Annotated in this window: 18 protein-coding genes; 12 read left to right on the forward strand and 6 right to left on the reverse strand. The window is 59.4% G+C overall.

Translation table 11 applies throughout. The features are described 5' to 3' along the window. Positions 1-38 precede the first annotated feature (38 nt). The 5 genes from NXC24_RS04110 to NXC24_RS04130 form a co-directional block, all read right to left on the reverse strand. Positions 39-659, reverse strand: a complete 621-nt coding sequence (locus tag NXC24_RS04110; protein WP_104822145.1) for a PRC-barrel domain-containing protein — start codon at positions 657-659, stop codon at positions 39-41. A 348-nt stretch (positions 660-1,007) separates the two neighbouring features. Beyond that, the gene (locus tag NXC24_RS04115; RefSeq protein ID WP_104822146.1) at positions 1,008-1,895 is read right to left on the reverse strand and encodes an SMP-30/gluconolactonase/LRE family protein; all 888 of its coding nucleotides are present in this window, start codon (positions 1,893-1,895) and stop codon (positions 1,008-1,010) included. A 4-nt stretch (positions 1,896-1,899) separates the two neighbouring features. Next, positions 1,900-2,535 (reverse strand): 2-dehydro-3-deoxy-6-phosphogalactonate aldolase, encoded by a 636-nt coding sequence (locus NXC24_RS04120; RefSeq protein WP_104822147.1) that lies wholly within the window; start codon positions 2,533-2,535, stop codon positions 1,900-1,902. Next, positions 2,535-3,467 carry a 2-dehydro-3-deoxygalactonokinase gene (locus tag NXC24_RS04125; protein ID WP_104822148.1) on the reverse strand — a complete coding sequence of 311 codons (933 nt, stop codon included), beginning with the start codon at positions 3,465-3,467 and terminating at the stop codon, positions 2,535-2,537. Before NXC24_RS04125 ends, NXC24_RS04120 begins: the two co-directional genes overlap by 1 nt. Before the next feature lie 46 nt (positions 3,468-3,513). After that, positions 3,514-4,284: an SDR family oxidoreductase gene (locus NXC24_RS04130; protein WP_104822149.1), complete on the reverse strand. Its 771-nt coding sequence runs from the start codon at positions 4,282-4,284 to the stop codon at positions 3,514-3,516. Between the two features lie 134 nt (positions 4,285-4,418). On the opposite strand from NXC24_RS04130, the gene NXC24_RS04135 reads away from it, so the two are divergent. The 12 genes from NXC24_RS04135 to NXC24_RS04190 all read left to right on the forward strand — a co-directional run bounded on the left by NXC24_RS04135 (position 4,419) and on the right by NXC24_RS04190 (position 16,595). Next, positions 4,419-5,225 (forward strand): IclR family transcriptional regulator, encoded by an 807-nt coding sequence (locus tag NXC24_RS04135; protein WP_104824997.1) that lies wholly within the window; start codon positions 4,419-4,421, stop codon positions 5,223-5,225. A 321-nt stretch (positions 5,226-5,546) separates the two neighbouring features. Beyond that, positions 5,547-6,284, forward strand: coding sequence for an autoinducer binding domain-containing protein (locus NXC24_RS04140; protein ID WP_104824998.1), 738 nt, complete (start codon positions 5,547-5,549; stop codon positions 6,282-6,284). Positions 6,285-6,933: 649 nt separating this feature from the next. Continuing rightward, positions 6,934-8,085 carry an iron-sulfur cluster carrier protein ApbC gene (apbC, locus tag NXC24_RS04145; protein ID WP_104822150.1) on the forward strand — a complete coding sequence of 384 codons (1,152 nt, stop codon included), beginning with the start codon at positions 6,934-6,936 and terminating at the stop codon, positions 8,083-8,085. A gap of 409 nt (positions 8,086-8,494) precedes the next feature. After that, positions 8,495-9,472 carry a magnesium/cobalt transporter CorA gene (gene corA / locus NXC24_RS04150; RefSeq protein WP_104822151.1) on the forward strand — a complete coding sequence of 326 codons (978 nt, stop codon included), beginning with the start codon at positions 8,495-8,497 and terminating at the stop codon, positions 9,470-9,472. A gap of 17 nt (positions 9,473-9,489) precedes the next feature. Continuing rightward, positions 9,490-11,391 (forward strand): potassium transporter Kup, encoded by a 1,902-nt coding sequence (locus NXC24_RS04155; RefSeq protein ID WP_104822152.1) that lies wholly within the window; start codon positions 9,490-9,492, stop codon positions 11,389-11,391. A 171-nt stretch (positions 11,392-11,562) separates the two neighbouring features. After that, on the forward strand, positions 11,563-12,741 hold the full coding sequence (locus NXC24_RS04160) for a cell wall hydrolase (protein ID WP_104822153.1): 1,179 nt from the start codon (positions 11,563-11,565) through the stop codon (positions 12,739-12,741). A 303-nt stretch (positions 12,742-13,044) separates the two neighbouring features. Next, the gene (locus tag NXC24_RS04165; RefSeq protein ID WP_104822154.1) at positions 13,045-13,389 is read left to right on the forward strand and encodes an AtpZ/AtpI family protein; all 345 of its coding nucleotides are present in this window, start codon (positions 13,045-13,047) and stop codon (positions 13,387-13,389) included. 79 nt (positions 13,390-13,468) lie between these two features. Continuing rightward, the gene (locus NXC24_RS04170; RefSeq protein WP_104822155.1) at positions 13,469-14,221 is read left to right on the forward strand and encodes a F0F1 ATP synthase subunit A; all 753 of its coding nucleotides are present in this window, start codon (positions 13,469-13,471) and stop codon (positions 14,219-14,221) included. A gap of 69 nt (positions 14,222-14,290) precedes the next feature. Further along, positions 14,291-14,518, forward strand: coding sequence for a F0F1 ATP synthase subunit C (locus NXC24_RS04175; protein WP_028750571.1), 228 nt, complete (start codon positions 14,291-14,293; stop codon positions 14,516-14,518). 79 nt (positions 14,519-14,597) lie between these two features. Further along, entirely contained in the window at positions 14,598-15,191 is a 594-nt protein-coding gene (locus NXC24_RS04180) for a F0F1 ATP synthase subunit B (RefSeq protein ID WP_104822156.1), read from the forward strand. A 3-nt stretch (positions 15,192-15,194) separates the two neighbouring features. Further along, positions 15,195-15,686 (forward strand): F0F1 ATP synthase subunit B, encoded by a 492-nt coding sequence (locus NXC24_RS04185; RefSeq protein WP_104822157.1) that lies wholly within the window; start codon positions 15,195-15,197, stop codon positions 15,684-15,686. A 135-nt stretch (positions 15,687-15,821) separates the two neighbouring features. Beyond that, positions 15,822-16,595: a phosphotransferase gene (locus tag NXC24_RS04190; RefSeq protein ID WP_104822158.1), complete on the forward strand. Its 774-nt coding sequence runs from the start codon at positions 15,822-15,824 to the stop codon at positions 16,593-16,595. Positions 16,596-16,611: 16 nt separating this feature from the next. On the opposite strand, the gene NXC24_RS04195 is transcribed toward NXC24_RS04190, so the two are convergent. Next, a complete protein-coding gene (locus NXC24_RS04195; protein ID WP_104822159.1) occupies positions 16,612-17,271 on the reverse strand; it encodes a ribonuclease HII in 660 nt (219 codons plus the stop codon). Positions 17,272-17,408: the final 137 nt, after the last annotated feature.

Here is a 17,408-nt window from a genome sequence, read left to right on the forward strand (position 1 = left end):
AAGACCGCCGTTTTTTTAAGGTTGCTCGATAAGCTTCGTTATTTGTTGGTCGTCGACGAGGTCGTCGTGGTGTCCGTTCCAGGCACCGCGGCCGTTGCCGGGGTCTTTGCGGCCTTCTCAGAAGCCTGCATAGCAAGCGTCTTGAACTCAGGCGCGGCCTTCAGCGAGTCAGCCGTTTCCGTGGTCGTCAGCTTCATGCTGCCGTCCTGGGCGTTCTGCGTCGCGGTGATCTTGTCGAAGGGAACGGCTACATTCTTCTGGCCGAGGCCAAGGAAACCGCCCACGCCAACGATCGCAGCGACAACACCGCCCTGCTTCTGCAGGATAAGGTCGTCGATGCTACCGATGCTTTTATTCTCACCGTTATAGACCGATTGGCCTATATAGGTCTTGGCACTCATCTGATCGGCCGACTGCTCGGTCAGATATCCGGCCTGAGCCGTATTTGTCGTTGGTGCCGGGGCCGGGGCCTTAGCTTCGTTTTCCGGCGTCTTGACAGCCGGCTTGGTGGTGTCAGGCGTTGCCGGAGCGGTCTTCGTCATCGGCGCAGTATTATTGTCGGTTGACGGCTGCTGTTGAGCGAAAGCCATCGGCGAAAGAACCGATGCTGTGGCAAAGATTGCGCCAACAGCAGCGGAAGTGAACAATTTGCCGGTCATCGTGAACCTACCTTCCATTCTGATGGGCATGTTCACCAGCCCGGGCGGCGCCACTCCTTTGGCTGACCATCACCGTGCCGGTTCGTTAAGGAAAATGGTCGAACGAGGGTTTAGTTCCGGCAAGAGTTGCGGGAAACGGCTGCATATCGCCTTTGGTCGGGCCAAAATAACGCGAAAAATTAAGGGAGGAGACGCCGCCTTGTGCAACCGAAGCCATTGATCCTGCAGATCGGTTACAGCGACGAACGGGCGGCATTCAACGCAGGACGACGGCGTGATCCCAAGCAGGCCGGCAGAGTTTTGCCGGCCGCATTATCTCCCTCGGAGCGGGAAGAAAATAAAATACAATCAGATCTTGTAGACCGGATCGAAGACGCCCTTGACCGTGGGGCCAAGTTCGAGAAGCGCACCGGCTTGCGGCTGCATCGAGCGGGCGTCTTCGTCGAGACCTTCCCAAGCCGTGGTCACGGCGAGGCGATCACCGTTCTGACCGATGAAGGCCGGGCAGGAGGGCTGCATGGCAGGCACACGGTAGCGCTCGATGCGCAAGCCGTCGGGGCTGTAGCGATCGACGAAACCGGAGCCCCAGCGGGCGTTCCAGATATAGCCGTCGGCATCGCAGACGGAGCCGTCGAGACCGCCTGGGTCGTCCATGCTGTCGACCATGACGATCGGTTCGCCGACCGGAAGTCCGGTCTGCGGATCGACCAGCACCCGCATCAACTGGCTGAGGCGGGTATCGGTGAAATAGCCGATCGTGCCGTCGGGTGAAAAGCAGATGGAGTTCGGAATGCTAAGCTGATCGAAGATCTTCGTCACCTTGCCGCCAGCGACGTGATAGATCGCGCCGGCCTGCAATTCGGCGCGCTTGCCCATCGTGCTGATCCATAACGAACCGGAGATATGCGTGCGCCCGTCATTGGAGCGGTTCTCCGGCTTGTCCGCCTCTATCGCAGCATAAAAGGTCAATTCTCCGGATTTGATATCGCGAAGAAACAACCCCTCTTCGGTGGCGATCAATTGCCGTTCTGCATCGACGCGGGCGAGCACGCTCGCCATCATCGGCAGAGGGTGAACTTCCTTCTTGCCCGACGACAAATGCAGTTCATGCAGCTCCTTGCCGAGGATATTGAACCACCAGACCGTATCCGTATCGGGATCATAGGTGGGCCCTTCGCCCAGGACAGATGCGGTGTTGCAGAGAATATTGCCCTGGAAATCATGAATGTCGGTCATATGGTCAGGCTCCTACGGCAGCATCATAGGCGTAAATGGTCACCTTGGCGCGTTCGGCAACCTCTGCTGTCGTCATTCCCGGCTTGTAAAGGCTGGTGCCGAGACCGAAAGCCAGGATGCCGGCTTTGGTGTAATCGGCGAAATTCTTGTCCGAAACGCCGCCGACCGCCGCGATGACGAGTTCGGGCGGCAAGACGGCGCGGATGGCGGTGATACCAGAGGCGCCAAGCACGCCGGCCGGGAAAAATTTAAGCCCCGTCGCACCGGCGCGCGCGGCCGAAAGCGCTTCCGTCGCGGTGAACACGCCCGGCATTGTCACCATGCCCTTGTCGCGGGCGCGGCTGATGACGGCGGGCTCGACATTCGGCGTCACAAGCAGCTTGCCGCCGGCGGCATCCAGCCGATCGACATCTTCAACGGTCAGCACCGTGCCGGCGCCGATCAGGCAGTCGGCGGGCGCCATTTTGGCGGCGATCTCGATGGAGCGGAAGGGTTCCGGCGAGTTCAGCGGGATTTCGATCGCCGTCAAACCGGCGTCGATCAGTGCGCCGACAATGTCAGCCGTCTCCTCGGGCTTGATGCCGCGGAGAATGGCGATGAGCGGGCGCTTCATGGCAGGGAAGGGGATGCGGGTCGTCATCAGCTTTTTCTTTCATCATTCGGCCAGATCGCCTTCGCGGCGGCGGAGAGTCCGCGGCGGACGGCGGCATCGGCATCAACAGTCGTATAGGTGAGGGAGAGGATCCGGAATGCGTCTTCATAAAGCGCCTGCAGGCGTCCGGAGGCGACCAGAGTGATCGCGGCCCCTTGCCCAGCAGACGACAAAGCGCCGGCGATTTCGGCGCCGATCAGCGTGCCCGAGATCAACGCTTGCGACCCGGCCGCCGTCAGGCCATGCAGAAGCTGGCCGGCGCGGGCGGTAAACAAAAGGTTCGTGGCGAGGGCCGGCTTGTCGAAGGCAGCTTTGATGGCGGAGGCGAAGGCGGCGCTGTCCGCGGGCATGTCGGTCGCACCGGCAACGGCGTGGGACAGGATGCTGTGTTTGGTGATGACGTCGAAGAGCTCGCCGGTCATGAAGGTCGAAAAACCGGTGACTTGGCCGTCGGCGACACGCACCCATTTCGAATGTGTGCCGGGCATGCAGGCGACTTGCTCGCCCTTGACGTCGGCAGCGATCGCGCCGAGCAATTGAGTCTCTTCGCCGCGCATGACGTCGGGCGCTTGCCTGTCGCGTTGCGCAAGGCCCGGCAGAATGCGGACGTCGCGCGATTGACCGGGTACGGAGACGGCGCCGGTCAGGATGGCGGAGAGTGATGTCGGCGTATCGATATAGCCGGCTTCCACCCAGCCCTGGCGCGCTCCGGCCATGCCGCAGACGATGACCGGAAGGTCTTCCGGCGCCGCAAGGGCATCGAGATGCGACTGCAGCACCTTGGCAAAGCCCGTCTGAGCCGCCGAAGTCATGCCTTCGCCGCTGCGGCGCTCGCCGAGAATGCTGTCATCTTCGCCGATCAGCCACAGCCGGAAACTGCTGGTGCCCCAATCGACTGCTATGTATGCGGGCCGCGCCATTTAAAAATTCCTCTGATTTTTCAATCGAAATACCCCTGGTTTTTCACTAGAGAATACCTCCGTCGACAATGATGGTCTGTGCGGTGATGCTGCCCGAGCAGTTGGATGCAAGAAAAAGCGTCGGGCCGACCAGATCGGCGGCCTTGAGAACATGCTTGAGGCATTGGCGCTCGACCGTTTTGGCGATGCCTTCTTCCGTCAGCCAAAGCTCCATCTGCCGTTCGGTGACGACCATGCCCGGCAAAACGGCGTTGACGCGGATGTTTTCCGGTCCAAAGCGGCCGGCAAGGCTCTTGGTCAGGCCGATGACACCTGCCTTTGCGGTCGCGTACGCGGAAAGAAGCGGCGGATTCATCTTGAAGACGATCGACGAGAAATTGATGATCGCCCCGCCACCGGCCGCGCGCATGCCCGGCGCTGCCGCCTGCGAGACGAAGAAAACCTGCTTGAGGTTGATCGCCTGGTTGTTGTCCCAATATTCCTCGGTCGTGGTGTCGATCTCGTGCCGGTCGTCCCAGGCAGCATTGTTGACGAGGACGCGAATGGCGCCGAGATCGGATTCGACGGCGGCGACCGTACTCTTGATGGCGCCGACGTCGCGCAGATCGGCATGATAGAAGGAGACGGGATGGGCCGATTGCACCGAAAGCCGGTCGGCAAGCGCCTTGCTCGGCTCCTCGGCTATGTCGATGAAGGCGACCTTGGCGCCCTGTTGCGCAAAACCTTCGACGAGTGCAGCGCCGATGCCGGAACCGCCGCCGGTGATGAGAACGGTGCGATCCCTAAGATCGGGAAATTGTGCCTGTGCCTCGGTCAAGTTCTTTCCCTCCCGGAATTGAAAAATGCCGTTTGTTCCATTATTTGGAACTTAATTTGACTATGTGGAATTATCCGATTACCCTGCGGTCGTGTCAAGGACGTGAGGGTACATCAATGGTGGGCGAGGCAGTCATGAATTCGAGACAGGGCGAGATGGGGGAAATCCGTCGCGGCCGGGAGACCGGCACGCTCGGCAAACTGATGGCGCTCATCGATCTCGTGGCGCTGGCCGATCGTCCAATGCGTTTCACCGACATCCTGTCTCTCTCCGATCAGCCGCGCGGTACGCTGCATAGGCAATTGTCTCACCTCGTCGAAGAAGGGCTGCTGGAGACCGATCGCGACGGATGCTATCTGCCCGGCATCAGGCTCCTGAGCCTGGCCTCGCGCAGTTGGGCGCGCAATGAATTTCGGACTGTCGCCGAACCGCATCTACGTCTGCTGCAGGCGCAGACCGGGGAAACGGTGCATCTCGGCGTCTTGCGCGGCACCGAAGTCATCTATCTCGACAAGGTCGAAGGCCGGCAGTCCGTGCGGATGTATTCGCAGATCGGCAATGCCTCGCCGGCTTATTGCACCGGCGTCGGCAAGGCGGCTTTGTCCGCGCTCGACGATGTCAGCTTCGAAGAACGGGTCGCCGGGCTCGAGTTTCACGCTTACACCGAGCATACCCATCGCAGCGTGGCAGATCTCCGGGCCGATATCGATGCCATCAGGAGGTGCGGTTGTGCTTTTGATCGAGAAGAGCACGAGAGCGGCATATGCTGCGTCGCCGCCCCGATTCACTCGGACGATTATGAAATGCTGGCTGGCGTCTCGGTGACCGGTCCGGCCTACCGCGTTACGCCGGAAAAATTGCAGGAATGGGCGCCCTTGGTAAAAGCAGCGGCGGCCGCGATCATGCAGGACATGCACAGTCGGCTCGGTCCAAGACGCTAAAAGCGCCTGTTTTTCTCGGCTGTCATGTGAAATTCACCAATTTGGCCTTTCGTGCGCTGGACCTTGGCCAACTTACACGTTTATTCTGAGAAGCTTGTGAGAATCGCGGACCAACTGCCGTTCTCCCTGGTACCTGCTGCTATGCCCGGAGGAGAATGGCGGCCCGATCACCCGGCGCCGTAGTAGATGGTGTCGCAGCAGGCGAGATTTTAAAAAATTATATTGATCAAACGCCGGTTTGTCGGCGTTCATGTGGTGACCCGGAGGCCTGGAGGCGGCGTTTTCGCGTTGTGCCCCTCCCTTATGTAAAGAAGACTAATGATGGCAGCATTGGTGCAGGCGGGAAAGCCCCCTCGGGGGGAAGATTACATTAATGAAATTAGCGGTCTGAAAACACAGTTTGATGTTTTTCGTTTCATGAAGCGGCTGACTGAAGCCTATCGCTGCCGGGCTTTCATGGTTTTGAACCTGCCGCCGGTGACATCCTTCGAACTGCAGAGCAATTCGGTCATCAACAACTGGCCTGCCGAACTCCTGGCGACCTACGACCAGGAAGGATTGATGGCGAACAGCCCTGTGCTGCGACGCCTGCGCAGCTCCACGCTGCCTTTCGTTCACGAGACAACGGTGGGCACCAATCGCGACGATAGCAGGGCGCAACTCATCGCGGCCCTGTTCGAACGCTTTCGTATGACGCGCTGCGTCTATCTGCCCACCCATGACGCATCCGGTCTTCGTGGCGCGATATCGCTCGCTGGCGACCGCGAGACATTTACCCAGGAAGAGATCAAGGATCTCAGCTATGTCGCAATCTACGTCTTCGATAGGCTCGCCGAAATCCGCAATATGGACGTGCGCGTCATCGACGCGCTGACCGACCGGGAGATCGATTGCCTGAACTGGACGGCGGCCGGCAAGACCAGCGCCGAAATCGCGGAAATCCTGAGCCTCTCCGAACATACGGTGAATCACTACCTGAACCGAGCCACCAAGAAGCTGGATACCGTCAACCGTACCCAGGCAGTCGCCAAGGCGCTGCGTGTCGGGCTGATAAAATAGACACCATCCCGGTCCGCAGCGGTCTTAGGCTGAGGTTCAGTCCAGGCAGCTGGTGCGAGCGAAATCCAGGCAATTTTCTGCGTGAATTTTGTGCGCTGCACATAAAATTTGCCGATATATCCCGCACTGACTTCAGGCTGTGACTGCGAAAACCTATAACGAACTGAAAAATAACAATTTTTCTAATTTCGCGAAACTGGCACGCTTTCTGCATTTCCATAGGAAGAGGTCCAGAGGGGACTTTGATAACAGCGCCGATAAACGCGCGCGGATCGGGCAGCCGCTGCTGATATTTTAGTCGTTGCTTCTCCCAGCGGCAATATCGGTGGCGGCTGTTGCTTATTTGGCACGTCCGCAAAATCAACGGGTTTTAAGGAGCGATTTTTCGTGCGCTCGCCCTACTCCTTTCAAAGCTTTGCGTTATGTGCGGCCGCTGACATTTTGGTCTCCAAGGGAGCGTTGCGGCTGGTAGGGCTATAAAGCCCGGCGGACCTGCCGGCCGCAACGGCAGTATCGTGTCGATATTCCCTTTAATTTCGTTTGGCGAAGTTCTCTCACTCCACTATTTAAGCCTCAAGAGATCCGGAGCGTTTGCTGCGTGGGCGTGCATGCGCCGCCATCCGGATGGAAATCGTGCAGTGAGGATGGAATGGCAGACATCACCAAGGAACAGGTTCTGGAGACGCTGAGGACCGTTCGCGGCCCCGACCTGGAGCACAATATCGTTGAGCTCGGCATGGTCTCGGATGTCTTCATTTCCGACAACAAGGTCTATTTCTCGATCACGGTTCCGGCAGAGCGCGCCAAGGAGCTGGAACCGATGCGACTTGCGGCCGAGCGCGTGATCAAGGAATTGCCCGGCGTCAAAGGCGCCCTAGTCGCGCTGACGGCGGACAAGAAGGCCAATGCCGCTGGTGCGCGTCCGGCACGCCCGGCTCCCGCTCAGCCGCATGCCCATTCCCACGCCCATGCGCCGCAGCAGCCGCCTCGCGCCGGCAAGATCGGCGTACCCGGCATCGGCGCCATCATTGCGGTTGCCTCTGGCAAGGGCGGTGTCGGCAAGTCGACGACGGCCGTCAATCTCGCGCTGGGTCTGCTCGCCAATGGCCTGCGCGTCGGTATTCTGGATGCCGATATCTACGGCCCCTCCATGCCGCGCCTGTTGAAGATTTCCGGCCGGCCGACCCAGATCGACGGCCGCATCATCAACCCCATGGAGAATTACGGCCTCAAGGTCATGTCCATGGGCTTCCTCGTCGAAGAAGAGACGGCGATGATCTGGCGCGGGCCGATGGTACAGTCGGCGCTGCTGCAGATGCTGCGAGAAGTCGCCTGGGGCGAGCTAGACGTTCTCGTCGTCGATATGCCGCCGGGTACCGGCGACGCGCAGCTTACCATGGCGCAGCAGGTGCCGCTCGCTGGCGCCATCATCGTTTCGACACCGCAGGATCTGGCGCTGATCGACGCGCGCAAAGGCCTCAACATGTTCCGGAAGGTGGAAGTGCCCGTTCTCGGCATTGTCGAGAACATGAGCTATTTCATCGCTCCGGACACCGGCACCCGTTATGATATCTTCGGTCATGGTGGGGCGCGCAAGGAGGCGGAGCGCATCAGTGTACCCTTCCTCGGCGAAGTGCCGCTGACCATGGGCATCCGCGAGACGTCCGATGCCGGCACGCCGCTGGTTGCTTCCGACCCCAATGGCACGATCGCCGGCATCTATCGCGATATCGCCGCCAAAGTCTGGGCGCAGGTCAGTAACACACCTCAGCGCGCCGCACCCTCCATCGTCTTCGAATAATTCACAATGGCGTGACCTGAGCGGCGATCGGCACGATTGCCTTGGCCGTGCCGTGTGCTATGACTTCGCGGGATTGTGAATCTGCGGTGAAAGCGCGCATTAGAGGGGTTGTGACTTGATTCTTTGCGAGCTTTGCTGCATATGCGCCGCCGGTGAGAATTTGGTCGGCCATATCCGATGACGGCCATCCGCCAAATGGTGACTTCGTCTCGCCTGAGCAATCGGCTTTGTCATGACGGACGAAGGATTGGTACAGCAGCGCAATGGAGCATGGACACGCATTCCCGGCCGGACCGGCGGGATACGGCCGGAGTTTTATGAATTTTTTTCAAGGGCCATCGGCAAAATTGCGGCGAGAGCGCACAAGGCGCCGTGGTTATAGCTTTGCCTGTGTGCCGAGGACGATCCGTTGATCACGGCCTATTGCTCCGATTGCAAGTCCTTCGAATTGGCAGATCTTTCGACCGTTGCCCAATTGCCGGACAACGCCATCTGGATCGATATGGTCGAACCGTCGCGTGAAGAAGAGACGAACATCGAGCGCCTGCTGGGGCTCGAGGTGCCGACGCGCGAGGATATGAAGGACATAGAGCCCTCAAGCAGGCTCTATGTCGACGACGGCGCAGTTTTCCTGACGGCTTCGCTGCTGTGGAAGGCCGATACCAACCTGCCGACGCTGACCGATGTCGCTTTCATTTTGACGGGTCATCGCCTCATCACCATCCGCTACGCGCGGCCGAAATCCTTTGCACTGTTCATTGCAGCGCTGCAGCGCATTCCGCAGGAGCGGCGCACCGGTGTCGCGCTTCTGGCGAAACTTCTGGAAACCATTGTCGACCGCACGGCCGAGGTCCTTGAACAGACGGTTTCCAGCATCGATATATTGTCAGTGCATGTGTTCGGCGACCGTGTGAAAAAAATCCGTCGTCCGTCGAACTATCTGGAAGAGAAGCTGAAAGACATTGCAGGCTATCACCGCGCGGTCAGCAAGGTGCGCGACAGCCTGAGTTCATTGTCGCGGGTTTTGACCTTCCTCCAAACCATCCCCGCCATGCAGCAGGACCGAGAGGCCAAGGAATTGTGCCGCAATGTCTCGCGGGATGTGCAATCTCTATCCGAACATGCGTCCTTCGTCGCCGGTAACATTACCTTCCTGCTGGATGCATCGCTCGGCCTGATCAATATCGAGCAGAACGCCATCATCAAGATTTTCTCGATTGCCTCCGTAGTCTTCTTGCCGCCGACGCTTGTTGCCTCGGTCTACGGCATGAACTTCGAGTTCATGCCGGAGTTGCATTTTGCCTACGGGTATCCGGCATCGTTGCTTTTGATGGTGGTGTCTGCCGTCGTTCCATTTTTCTTTTTTCGCTGGAAAGGCTGGCTCTGAGAGTCTAGTGATCCTGAATGTCTGACGAAACCCATCATTCTCCCGACGGGAAAATGAATCCACGCAAACTCTTCTACCTCGCCTTGGGGTCGGTTGGCGTAGTCTATGGTGATATCGGTACGAGCCCGCTTTACGCCTTTCGCGAGGCGCTGAAACCGGTAGCCGCCGATGGCCTGACGCGCGGCGAAGTCATCAGCCTCGTTTCGCTGATGTTCTGGGCGCTCACCATCATCGTCACCATCAAATATGTCCTTTTTCTGCTGCGAGCGGACAATGATGGCGAAGGCGGCACGCTGTCGCTCTTGGCGCTGCTGATGAAGACGGCGAACGGGCACACCGCCGTTCTGATGCTGCTCGGCCTGTTGGGCGCGGCGCTCTTCCTTGGCGACGCAATGATCACGCCGGCGCTGTCGGTTCTTTCGGCTGTCGAAGGTCTGAAATTGGTGACGCCGAGGCTGGCGGACTACATCGTGCCGATCTCGGTCGCGATCCTGGCGCTGCTCTTCGCGATCCAGTCGCATGGCACCGGCGCGGTCGCGCGCTTCTTCGGCCCGATCACGGCGCTCTGGTTCATCGTCATGGGCGCTGTCGGCATCATGCATATCTCGGATGATTTCGGCATTCTGGCCGCTTTGAATCCCTGGTATGCGATCAACTTCCTGATCAACGAGGGTTTTCTCGGTGTCGTCGTGCTTGGCGCGGTCTTCCTGACCGTCACCGGCGCGGAGGCACTTTACGCCGATCTAGGGCATTTCGGCCGCCGTCCGATCCAATGGGCCTGGTTTGCCCTGGTGTTTCCGTCATTGACGCTGAATTATCTGGGGCAGGGTGCCTTGGTGCTGCGCCAGCCGCTCGCCATGTCCGACCCGTTCTTCTTGATGTATCCGCATTGGGCGATCCTGCCAGTGGTCATTCTCGCCACCCTGGCGACGATCATCGCCAGTCAGGCTGTCATCACCGGCGCCTTCTCGCTCACGCGGCAGGCCATTCACCTCGGCTTCCTGCCGCGCATGGAAATCCTCATCACCTCCGAGACCAATACCGGCCAGATTTTCCTGCCTTCGGTTAACACGGTGCTGTTTTTCGGCGTCATCTTCCTGGTGTTGAGCTTCAAGACCTCGGATGCGCTGGCGACGGCCTATGGCATCTCGGTGACCGGTGCGATGGTCGTCACCTCGATCATGGCCTTCGAATTCGTGCGTGTTCGCTGGAACTGGACGCTGCCGATGGCAGTGGGTGTGCTGGCGCCGCTGCTGTTGCTGGAATTCGTCTTCCTGGGCGCCAACCTTTTGAAGATTCACGACGGCGGCTATGTTCCGGTGCTGATCGCGACCGCCTTCACAGTGATCATGTGGACTTGGCGTCGCGGTACGGCGATCCTGATGGAGAAGACGCGGCATACGGATATTCCGTTGTCGTCCTTCGTCAGTTCGATCGAGCGCAAGAGCGACCACTCGCCGGCGCATGTCCCGGGAACGGCGATCTTCCTCACCAGCGATCCGGAATCGGCACCGGCGGCGCTGCTGCACAATCTGAAGCACAATCACGTTCTGCACGACAAGAACGTCATCCTGACGATCCGGACGATCAACAAGCCGCGTGTCGTACAGGAGGACCGCTACTCGGTCGAGAAAGTCTCCGACCGCTTCTCGCGCGTCGAACTGCGCTTCGGCTTCATGGAATCGCAAAATGTTTCGCAGGCGCTGGCGACCCTGCGCAAGACCGGACTGAAGTTCGATATCATGTCGACCTCCTTCTATCTCGGCCGCCGCAAGCTGGTTCCGGACGCCAAGTCGGGCATGCCGCATTGGCAGGACCGGCTCTACATCGCCCTCGCCAATGCCGCGACCGACCCCTCGGACTATTTCCGCCTGCCGGCCAACCGCGTCGTCGAATTGGGCTCGCACGTCATCATCTGACGCGGATCAGTCAGCTTGCTTGCATCGAAGGCCCCGTGGATATCCGCGGGGCCTTTTGCTTGTAGGTTCATGAATAGATGCCGTACCGAGCGGCGGCCAGAATTAACCATCCATCAAGGTTAATGCGAGATTATTTCGGCTCCTATCCCGAGTGCCGTTTGGAGTCCGGTATTGTCTCGTCCGAGTCGTGTCCCCCGCAAGTATGGCCTCGTGCCGAAAAACTGGACTTCGCCAGCCGTCTTCGGGCTTTGCGCATGGCTGATCTTTCCGTCGACGGCGGCCTATGCCGATCTTGCCGGTCTGCTGGCGGGCATCGACAGGGGGAGCAGCAACTGGCGGATGGTCATTACCAATTCACCGGCAGGTTCGACTCATCAGGCCGAGCTTGCCTTCGGCGACGCCTCGACCGCTGCTGCCATTGGCGACGCCGGTCTCGTCCTGCCCGATGGCCGCCGCGTTGCGTTCCGGTCGGAAGAAAAGGGCAGCGATCCCAGGCCGGACGAAGACCGCATCAATCGCCAGGACAAGAAGCGCAGGATAGTCGCCGTCGCGCCGATGCAGCCGCCCAAGGATTTTTCCGCTGGTTCCGTGCTGCAGCGTGAAAGCATGCTGTTGCGGCCCGAACTGGATACCAAGGACAAGACCGCTTTCCTGAAGCCGAAGATCGGCGGCAAGGAAATTCAGATCGCGACGGCCTTCTATCGAAAGGAGCCGCAGAAGCCGGACCATAGCGTGCCGTCCTATCTTGCGAGCCTGGTAACAAGCCAGGATGCCGATGTGCTCGCTGCCGCCTATGCGTCGCCGCCACCGGACTACGCCCGTGTCTCGCCCTTTGATTCGATTCTTGCCAAGGATCAGGACAACGCAGGCCGTTTCGTACCGCAGATCGGTCCTCAGGATCACGCCTGGGCCGCGAATGTTCTGCCGCCCTCGGTCTTTTCCTCGGACGAACAGCAATGCCTTGCCACCGGCATCTATTTTGAAGCGCGTGGGGAATCGGTGAAGGGGCAGGCGGCCGTCGCGCAGGTCATCCTCAACCGCGTCCGCAACCCAGCCTATCCGAAAACCATTTGCGGCGTCGTCTATCAGAACGACGATTGGCGTAATGCATGCCAGTTCTCCTTTGCCTGCGACAACGTCAAGGATCGGGTCAATTCGCCCGAACATTGGAAAGTCGCCCGCCAGGTCGCCATGGCGGTGACCGCTGGCAAAATCTGGCTGCCGGAAGTCGGTTCCGCCACGCACTATCACGCCGTCTACGTCCGGCCGAAATGGGCGGCCGAGATGGTGAAAGTCGGCCGCATCGGCATGCACATCTTCTATCGGACCTATGGCGGCGGCTGGAGCTGACGGTCGATTGCGCGGCGGGACTGATCTGGCCCAGTGAGCGATAAAAAGGCCACAGAAAAACCCGGCCTGAAGAGGATTCTTCGGCTCAGTTTTACGCCGGCATCGCATATTCGCCCTAAGATTATGATTTAATTCGGCTAATTTATGGCTGGACAGATGACGTCTACGCCTTGACTATGCTTTTTCCTAAAACTATGTTGCGCGCGACTTCAAACGGGCCGAAAAGGTGGCGAAACCTGCCGTTCGTTTATGCGTTGACCGGGGTAATGGGATAGCGCGCAACGAAAATGGGAGGACATCACCATGGCGGATGACCGCGACGAAGGTCTGGAAAAGCGACGAGAGCAATTGGAAGCCGAGCTGGCGAACAAGCGTTCTGCGTTGGGAGAGGATGAACGAGGGGAGGTTCGCGCCGAGGAGAGCCGCAAAGGCTATGCCCAGGCGATGAAGCTTTCTAGTGAATTCATCGCTGCCATCATCGTTGGCGCTGTTCTGGGCTATTTCTTCGACCGTTTTGTCGGCACGACGCCGTGGGGCATGATTATTCTTCTGCTTCTCGGATTTTGTGCCGGCGTTCTGAATGTTTTGCGCTCTGCAGGCAAGGTGGCGACACCAATGCTTGAAAAGCACGGGCTAGATAAGAAATGAGGCGGAAGCGGCGCTACGGTGCAGTTTCCTGGTGAGAGGCATCCGCTTTGACGAGCGGGAAAATGAAAGAGAACAAGCGGTGGCAAACGGACCTACCCATCAGTTCCTGATCTTCAAGATTATCCCGATCGATATCGGCGGAATTGATTTTTCGTTCACCAATGCTTCGCTGTTCATGGTTGCCTCGGCAGTTATCTCTGCCGGCTTCCTCTATTTCGCCACCTCGCATCGCAGCGTCATTCCGAGCCGCGCCCAGTCGGTGGCGGAGATGTCTTATGAGTTCATCGCCTCGATGCTGAAAGAAGGGGCGGGAACCAAGGGGATGAAGTTCTTCCCGCTGGTCTTCTCACTCTTCATGTTCGTGCTGACGGCGAACCTGCTTGGCATGGTTCCCTATTTCTTCACCGTCACCAGCCAAATCATCGTCACGTTTGCACTGGCGCTTCTGGTCATCCTGACGGTCATTCTCTACGGCGTCATCAAGCATGGCTTCGGCTTTTTCAAGCTCTTCGTGCCGCAGGGCGTTCCCGGCATTCTTCTGCCGCTGGTGGTGATCATCGAAATCATCTCCTTCCTGTCGCGGCCCATTTCACTCTCCGTTCGTCTTTTCGCCAACATGCTGGCAGGCCATATCACGCTTAAGGTGTTCGCAGGCTTCGTTGCCTCGCTCGGAGCCCTTGGTGCGCTTGGCATCGGCGGCGCCATTCTTCCCCTGATCATGACCGTCGCCCTGACCGGTCTCGAGTTCCTCGTCGCCTTCCTCCAGGCTTACGTCTTTGCGGTGCTGACTTGCATGTACCTCAATGACGCAATCCATCCGGGTGGCCACTAAGGATTACCGACATTGACGTCTGCAGGGCGTCAGTCATTCGCCGCAACAACCATTTCAAAGGAGTTCAACATGGAAGCGGAAGCAGCAAAGTTCATCGGCGCAGGTCTGGCTTGCTTTGGTATGGCCGGTACGGCTCTCGGCCTCGGCAACATCTTCGGCAGCTACCTGTCCGGCGCACTTCGCAATCCGTCTGCCGCTGACAGCCAGTTCGGCCGTCTGGTATTCGGCTTCGCCGTTACGGAAGCTCTGGGCATCTTCTCGCTGCTCATCGCTCTCCTCCTGCTCTTCGCCGTCTGATATCAACGGCATGATAGATCACGGTTCGCGGGACAGCGGGCCGTGATTCTTTGTATTTGCAGACCACCTGGAGGTGAGCATGTTTGTGACCCCGGCATATGCTGAAGAAGCACCGCCGGCAGCCGGCGCGGTGCATACGGAGACGGGTGCGCCCGATCAGGGCCATCACGCAGGCGTATTCCCGCCGTTTGACCATACGACGTATCCGTCACAGCTCCTTTGGCTGGTGATCACCTTCGTCATCTTCTACGTGGCCATGCAGAAGATCGTTATTCCGCGCGTCGGCGGCATTCTGGAAAGCCGGCACGATCGCATCGCCCAGGATATCGACGAAGCCTCGCGTCTGAAGGCCGAAGCCGATGCTGCCGTTGCGACCTACGAAAGCGAATTGGCCGCAGCGCGCGCCAAGGCAAATTCGATCGGCGCCACCGCCCGCGACGCCGCCAAGGCAAAGGCTGAGGAAGATCGCAAGGCGATCGAAGCAAGCCTTTCGGAAAAGCTGAAGGCCGCTGAGGTCCGTATCAGCGAGATCAAGGCGAAAGCCTTCGGCGATGTCGGCGCCATTGCTGAAGAAACGGCCGCTGCCGTTGTCGAGCAGCTCGTCGGCAACGTCGCCGGCCAGGCAGACGTCGCTTCGGCTGTCGCCGAAGCATCCGCCAAGCGGGAGGGTTGATCCATGGAATTCGGTCTCGACGAAACTTTCTTTGCATTCGTCGCTCTCATCATCTTCCTCGGCCTCATCGTCTATCTGAAGGTGCCGGGCATGATGGCCAAGTCGCTGGACGACCGCGCCGATCAGATCCGTAACGATCTGGCTGAAGCCAAGCGCCTGCGTGAAGAAGCCCAGCATCTTCTGGCTGAATACCAGCGCAAGCGGAAGGAAGCCGAAGCCGAAGCAGCCCATATCGTTGCGGCCGCCGAACGCGAAGCTGAAATGCTGACGACGGAAGCTCGCAAGAAGACGGAGGAATTCGTCGCCAACCGTACGGCGCTTTCCGAGCAGAAGATCAAGCAGGCGGAAGCCGATGCGATGAAGGCGGTCCGTTCCGCCGCCGTCGATCTGGCCATCGCTGCCGCTGAATCCGTGCTCGCCAAGAAGGCCGACGGCCACGTTCAATCGGAACTCTTCAGCAACGCCGTTGGCGAAGTGAAGTCACGGTTGAACTGAGCGCGCAAGCAATCGATCTTTGGAAAAGCCCGGCTTCGGCTGGGCTTTTTGTTTTTAAAGGCATCGCTCGGCGACGGTGACATTTGACGGCGGCTCCGGATCTAAATTAGATTTCGACCTCGTTTTAGGGGAGAAATGGTGATACCGAACGGGGAGAGCGGCGAGGGACCATTTCGCCAGGGTGATCTCATCTATCGGCCCACCCGCCCGTGGACAGCGAGTGTTCACGCCCTGCTCACTGCACTTCAAATCCATGGCTTTACCAATGCGCCATTATCAGCCGGACATGACGCGGCGTGGGAGAGGGTGAGCTTTCTTCCGGGAGAGACGGGTGATCTGGACGACAATGAGAATATGAGGTCGATGGAAGCTCTGCTGTCGGCGGCGCGCCTGCTGCGGCGCTATCACGATTGCACCGCTCTGTTGATGCGGCCGATGCTGGAGGACCAGAAATGGCAATTGTCGCCGCGGCCGCCGTTCGAGGTGATCTGCCATGGCGATTTCGCGCCCTATAATGTTGTTCTCACCGGCAGCGAGGCGACGGGTATCATCGACTTCGAGACGGCCCATCCCGGCCCGCGTTGCTGGGATCTCGCTTACGCCATCTATCGCTGGGCGCCTCTGTCCGCCGGTGTCGCGGTCAAAGATCTCAGCGGGCTCGATACGCAAATCCTCCGCGCTTGCAGTTTTCTTGATGCCTACGGCTTGCCATCGGAGCAACGATCGGTCTTGCCGGGCATGATCATTGACCGTCTGAATGCCTTGGTCGGCTTCATGGAAAGCGAGGCGGCCAATGGTGTGGAAAGATATCGCCGCAACATTGAAGAGGGCCATGCTGATATCTACCGGCGCGATGTTGCCTATATCAGCGAGCACCGAAGCGAGATCATGGCCTGCCTCGCAGGATAACGAGAACTCGCGGCTGTCAGGCTTCATCCCGTCGGAGCGGCCGGAAACTCATGCGATGTAGCGAGCAGGGGCCGTGCTTCTCGATGCCGGCGCGGTGCTCAGGCGTCCCGTAGCCGACATGGGCGGCAAAGCCGTATGCGGGGAAGACATCTCCGGCGCGGGCCATCATCCGGTCGCGCGTCACCTTGGCCACGATCGAGGCTGCGGCAATGGAAAAGGAGCGGGCATCGCCCTTGACCACGGCTTTTCCCGGGCAAGCGAGGCCGCCGGGCACATCCAACCCATCCGTCAGCACGTAGCTTGCCGGCACGGCCAGGCTGCAGATGGCACGGCGCATGGCGTCGAGGCTCGCCTTGCGAATATCGGTGATATCGATACGCGCCGCGCTCGAAGAAGCAATGGAGACGGTCGCGGTCGAGAGGATTTCGACAAACAGCGCCTCGCGCCTGATGGCCGAAAGCTGCTTGGAATCGTTCAATCCCTCGGGAATGCGTTCCGGATCGAGAATGACTGCGGCCGCGACGACTGGACCTGCAAGAGGCCCGCGCCCGGCTTCATCGGCACCTGCGACAGGCCAGTGTCCAGCGCGGCGGGCAATCAGCTCCAACTCGAAGGTTGGAACGATCGGGCCCTCGTCGAAAAGCATGGGAGAATCGGATGGTGTGCTGCGTGGCATGCGGCAAGCTCGCACACCATCCGATCTCCTGCAAGCCCCCGGTGGATCAAGGCGGCGAACCAGGGGGCTCTTCCGGCGGGCAGGGAAACCCGCGGGAAAGGGTCAGAGCAATTCCGGGAAAAGTGCGTGAGCCGCTT

The sequence above is a fragment of the Rhizobium sp. NXC24 genome, assembly GCF_002944315.1.
In the GTDB taxonomy this organism is placed as follows: domain Bacteria; phylum Pseudomonadota; class Alphaproteobacteria; order Rhizobiales; family Rhizobiaceae; genus Rhizobium.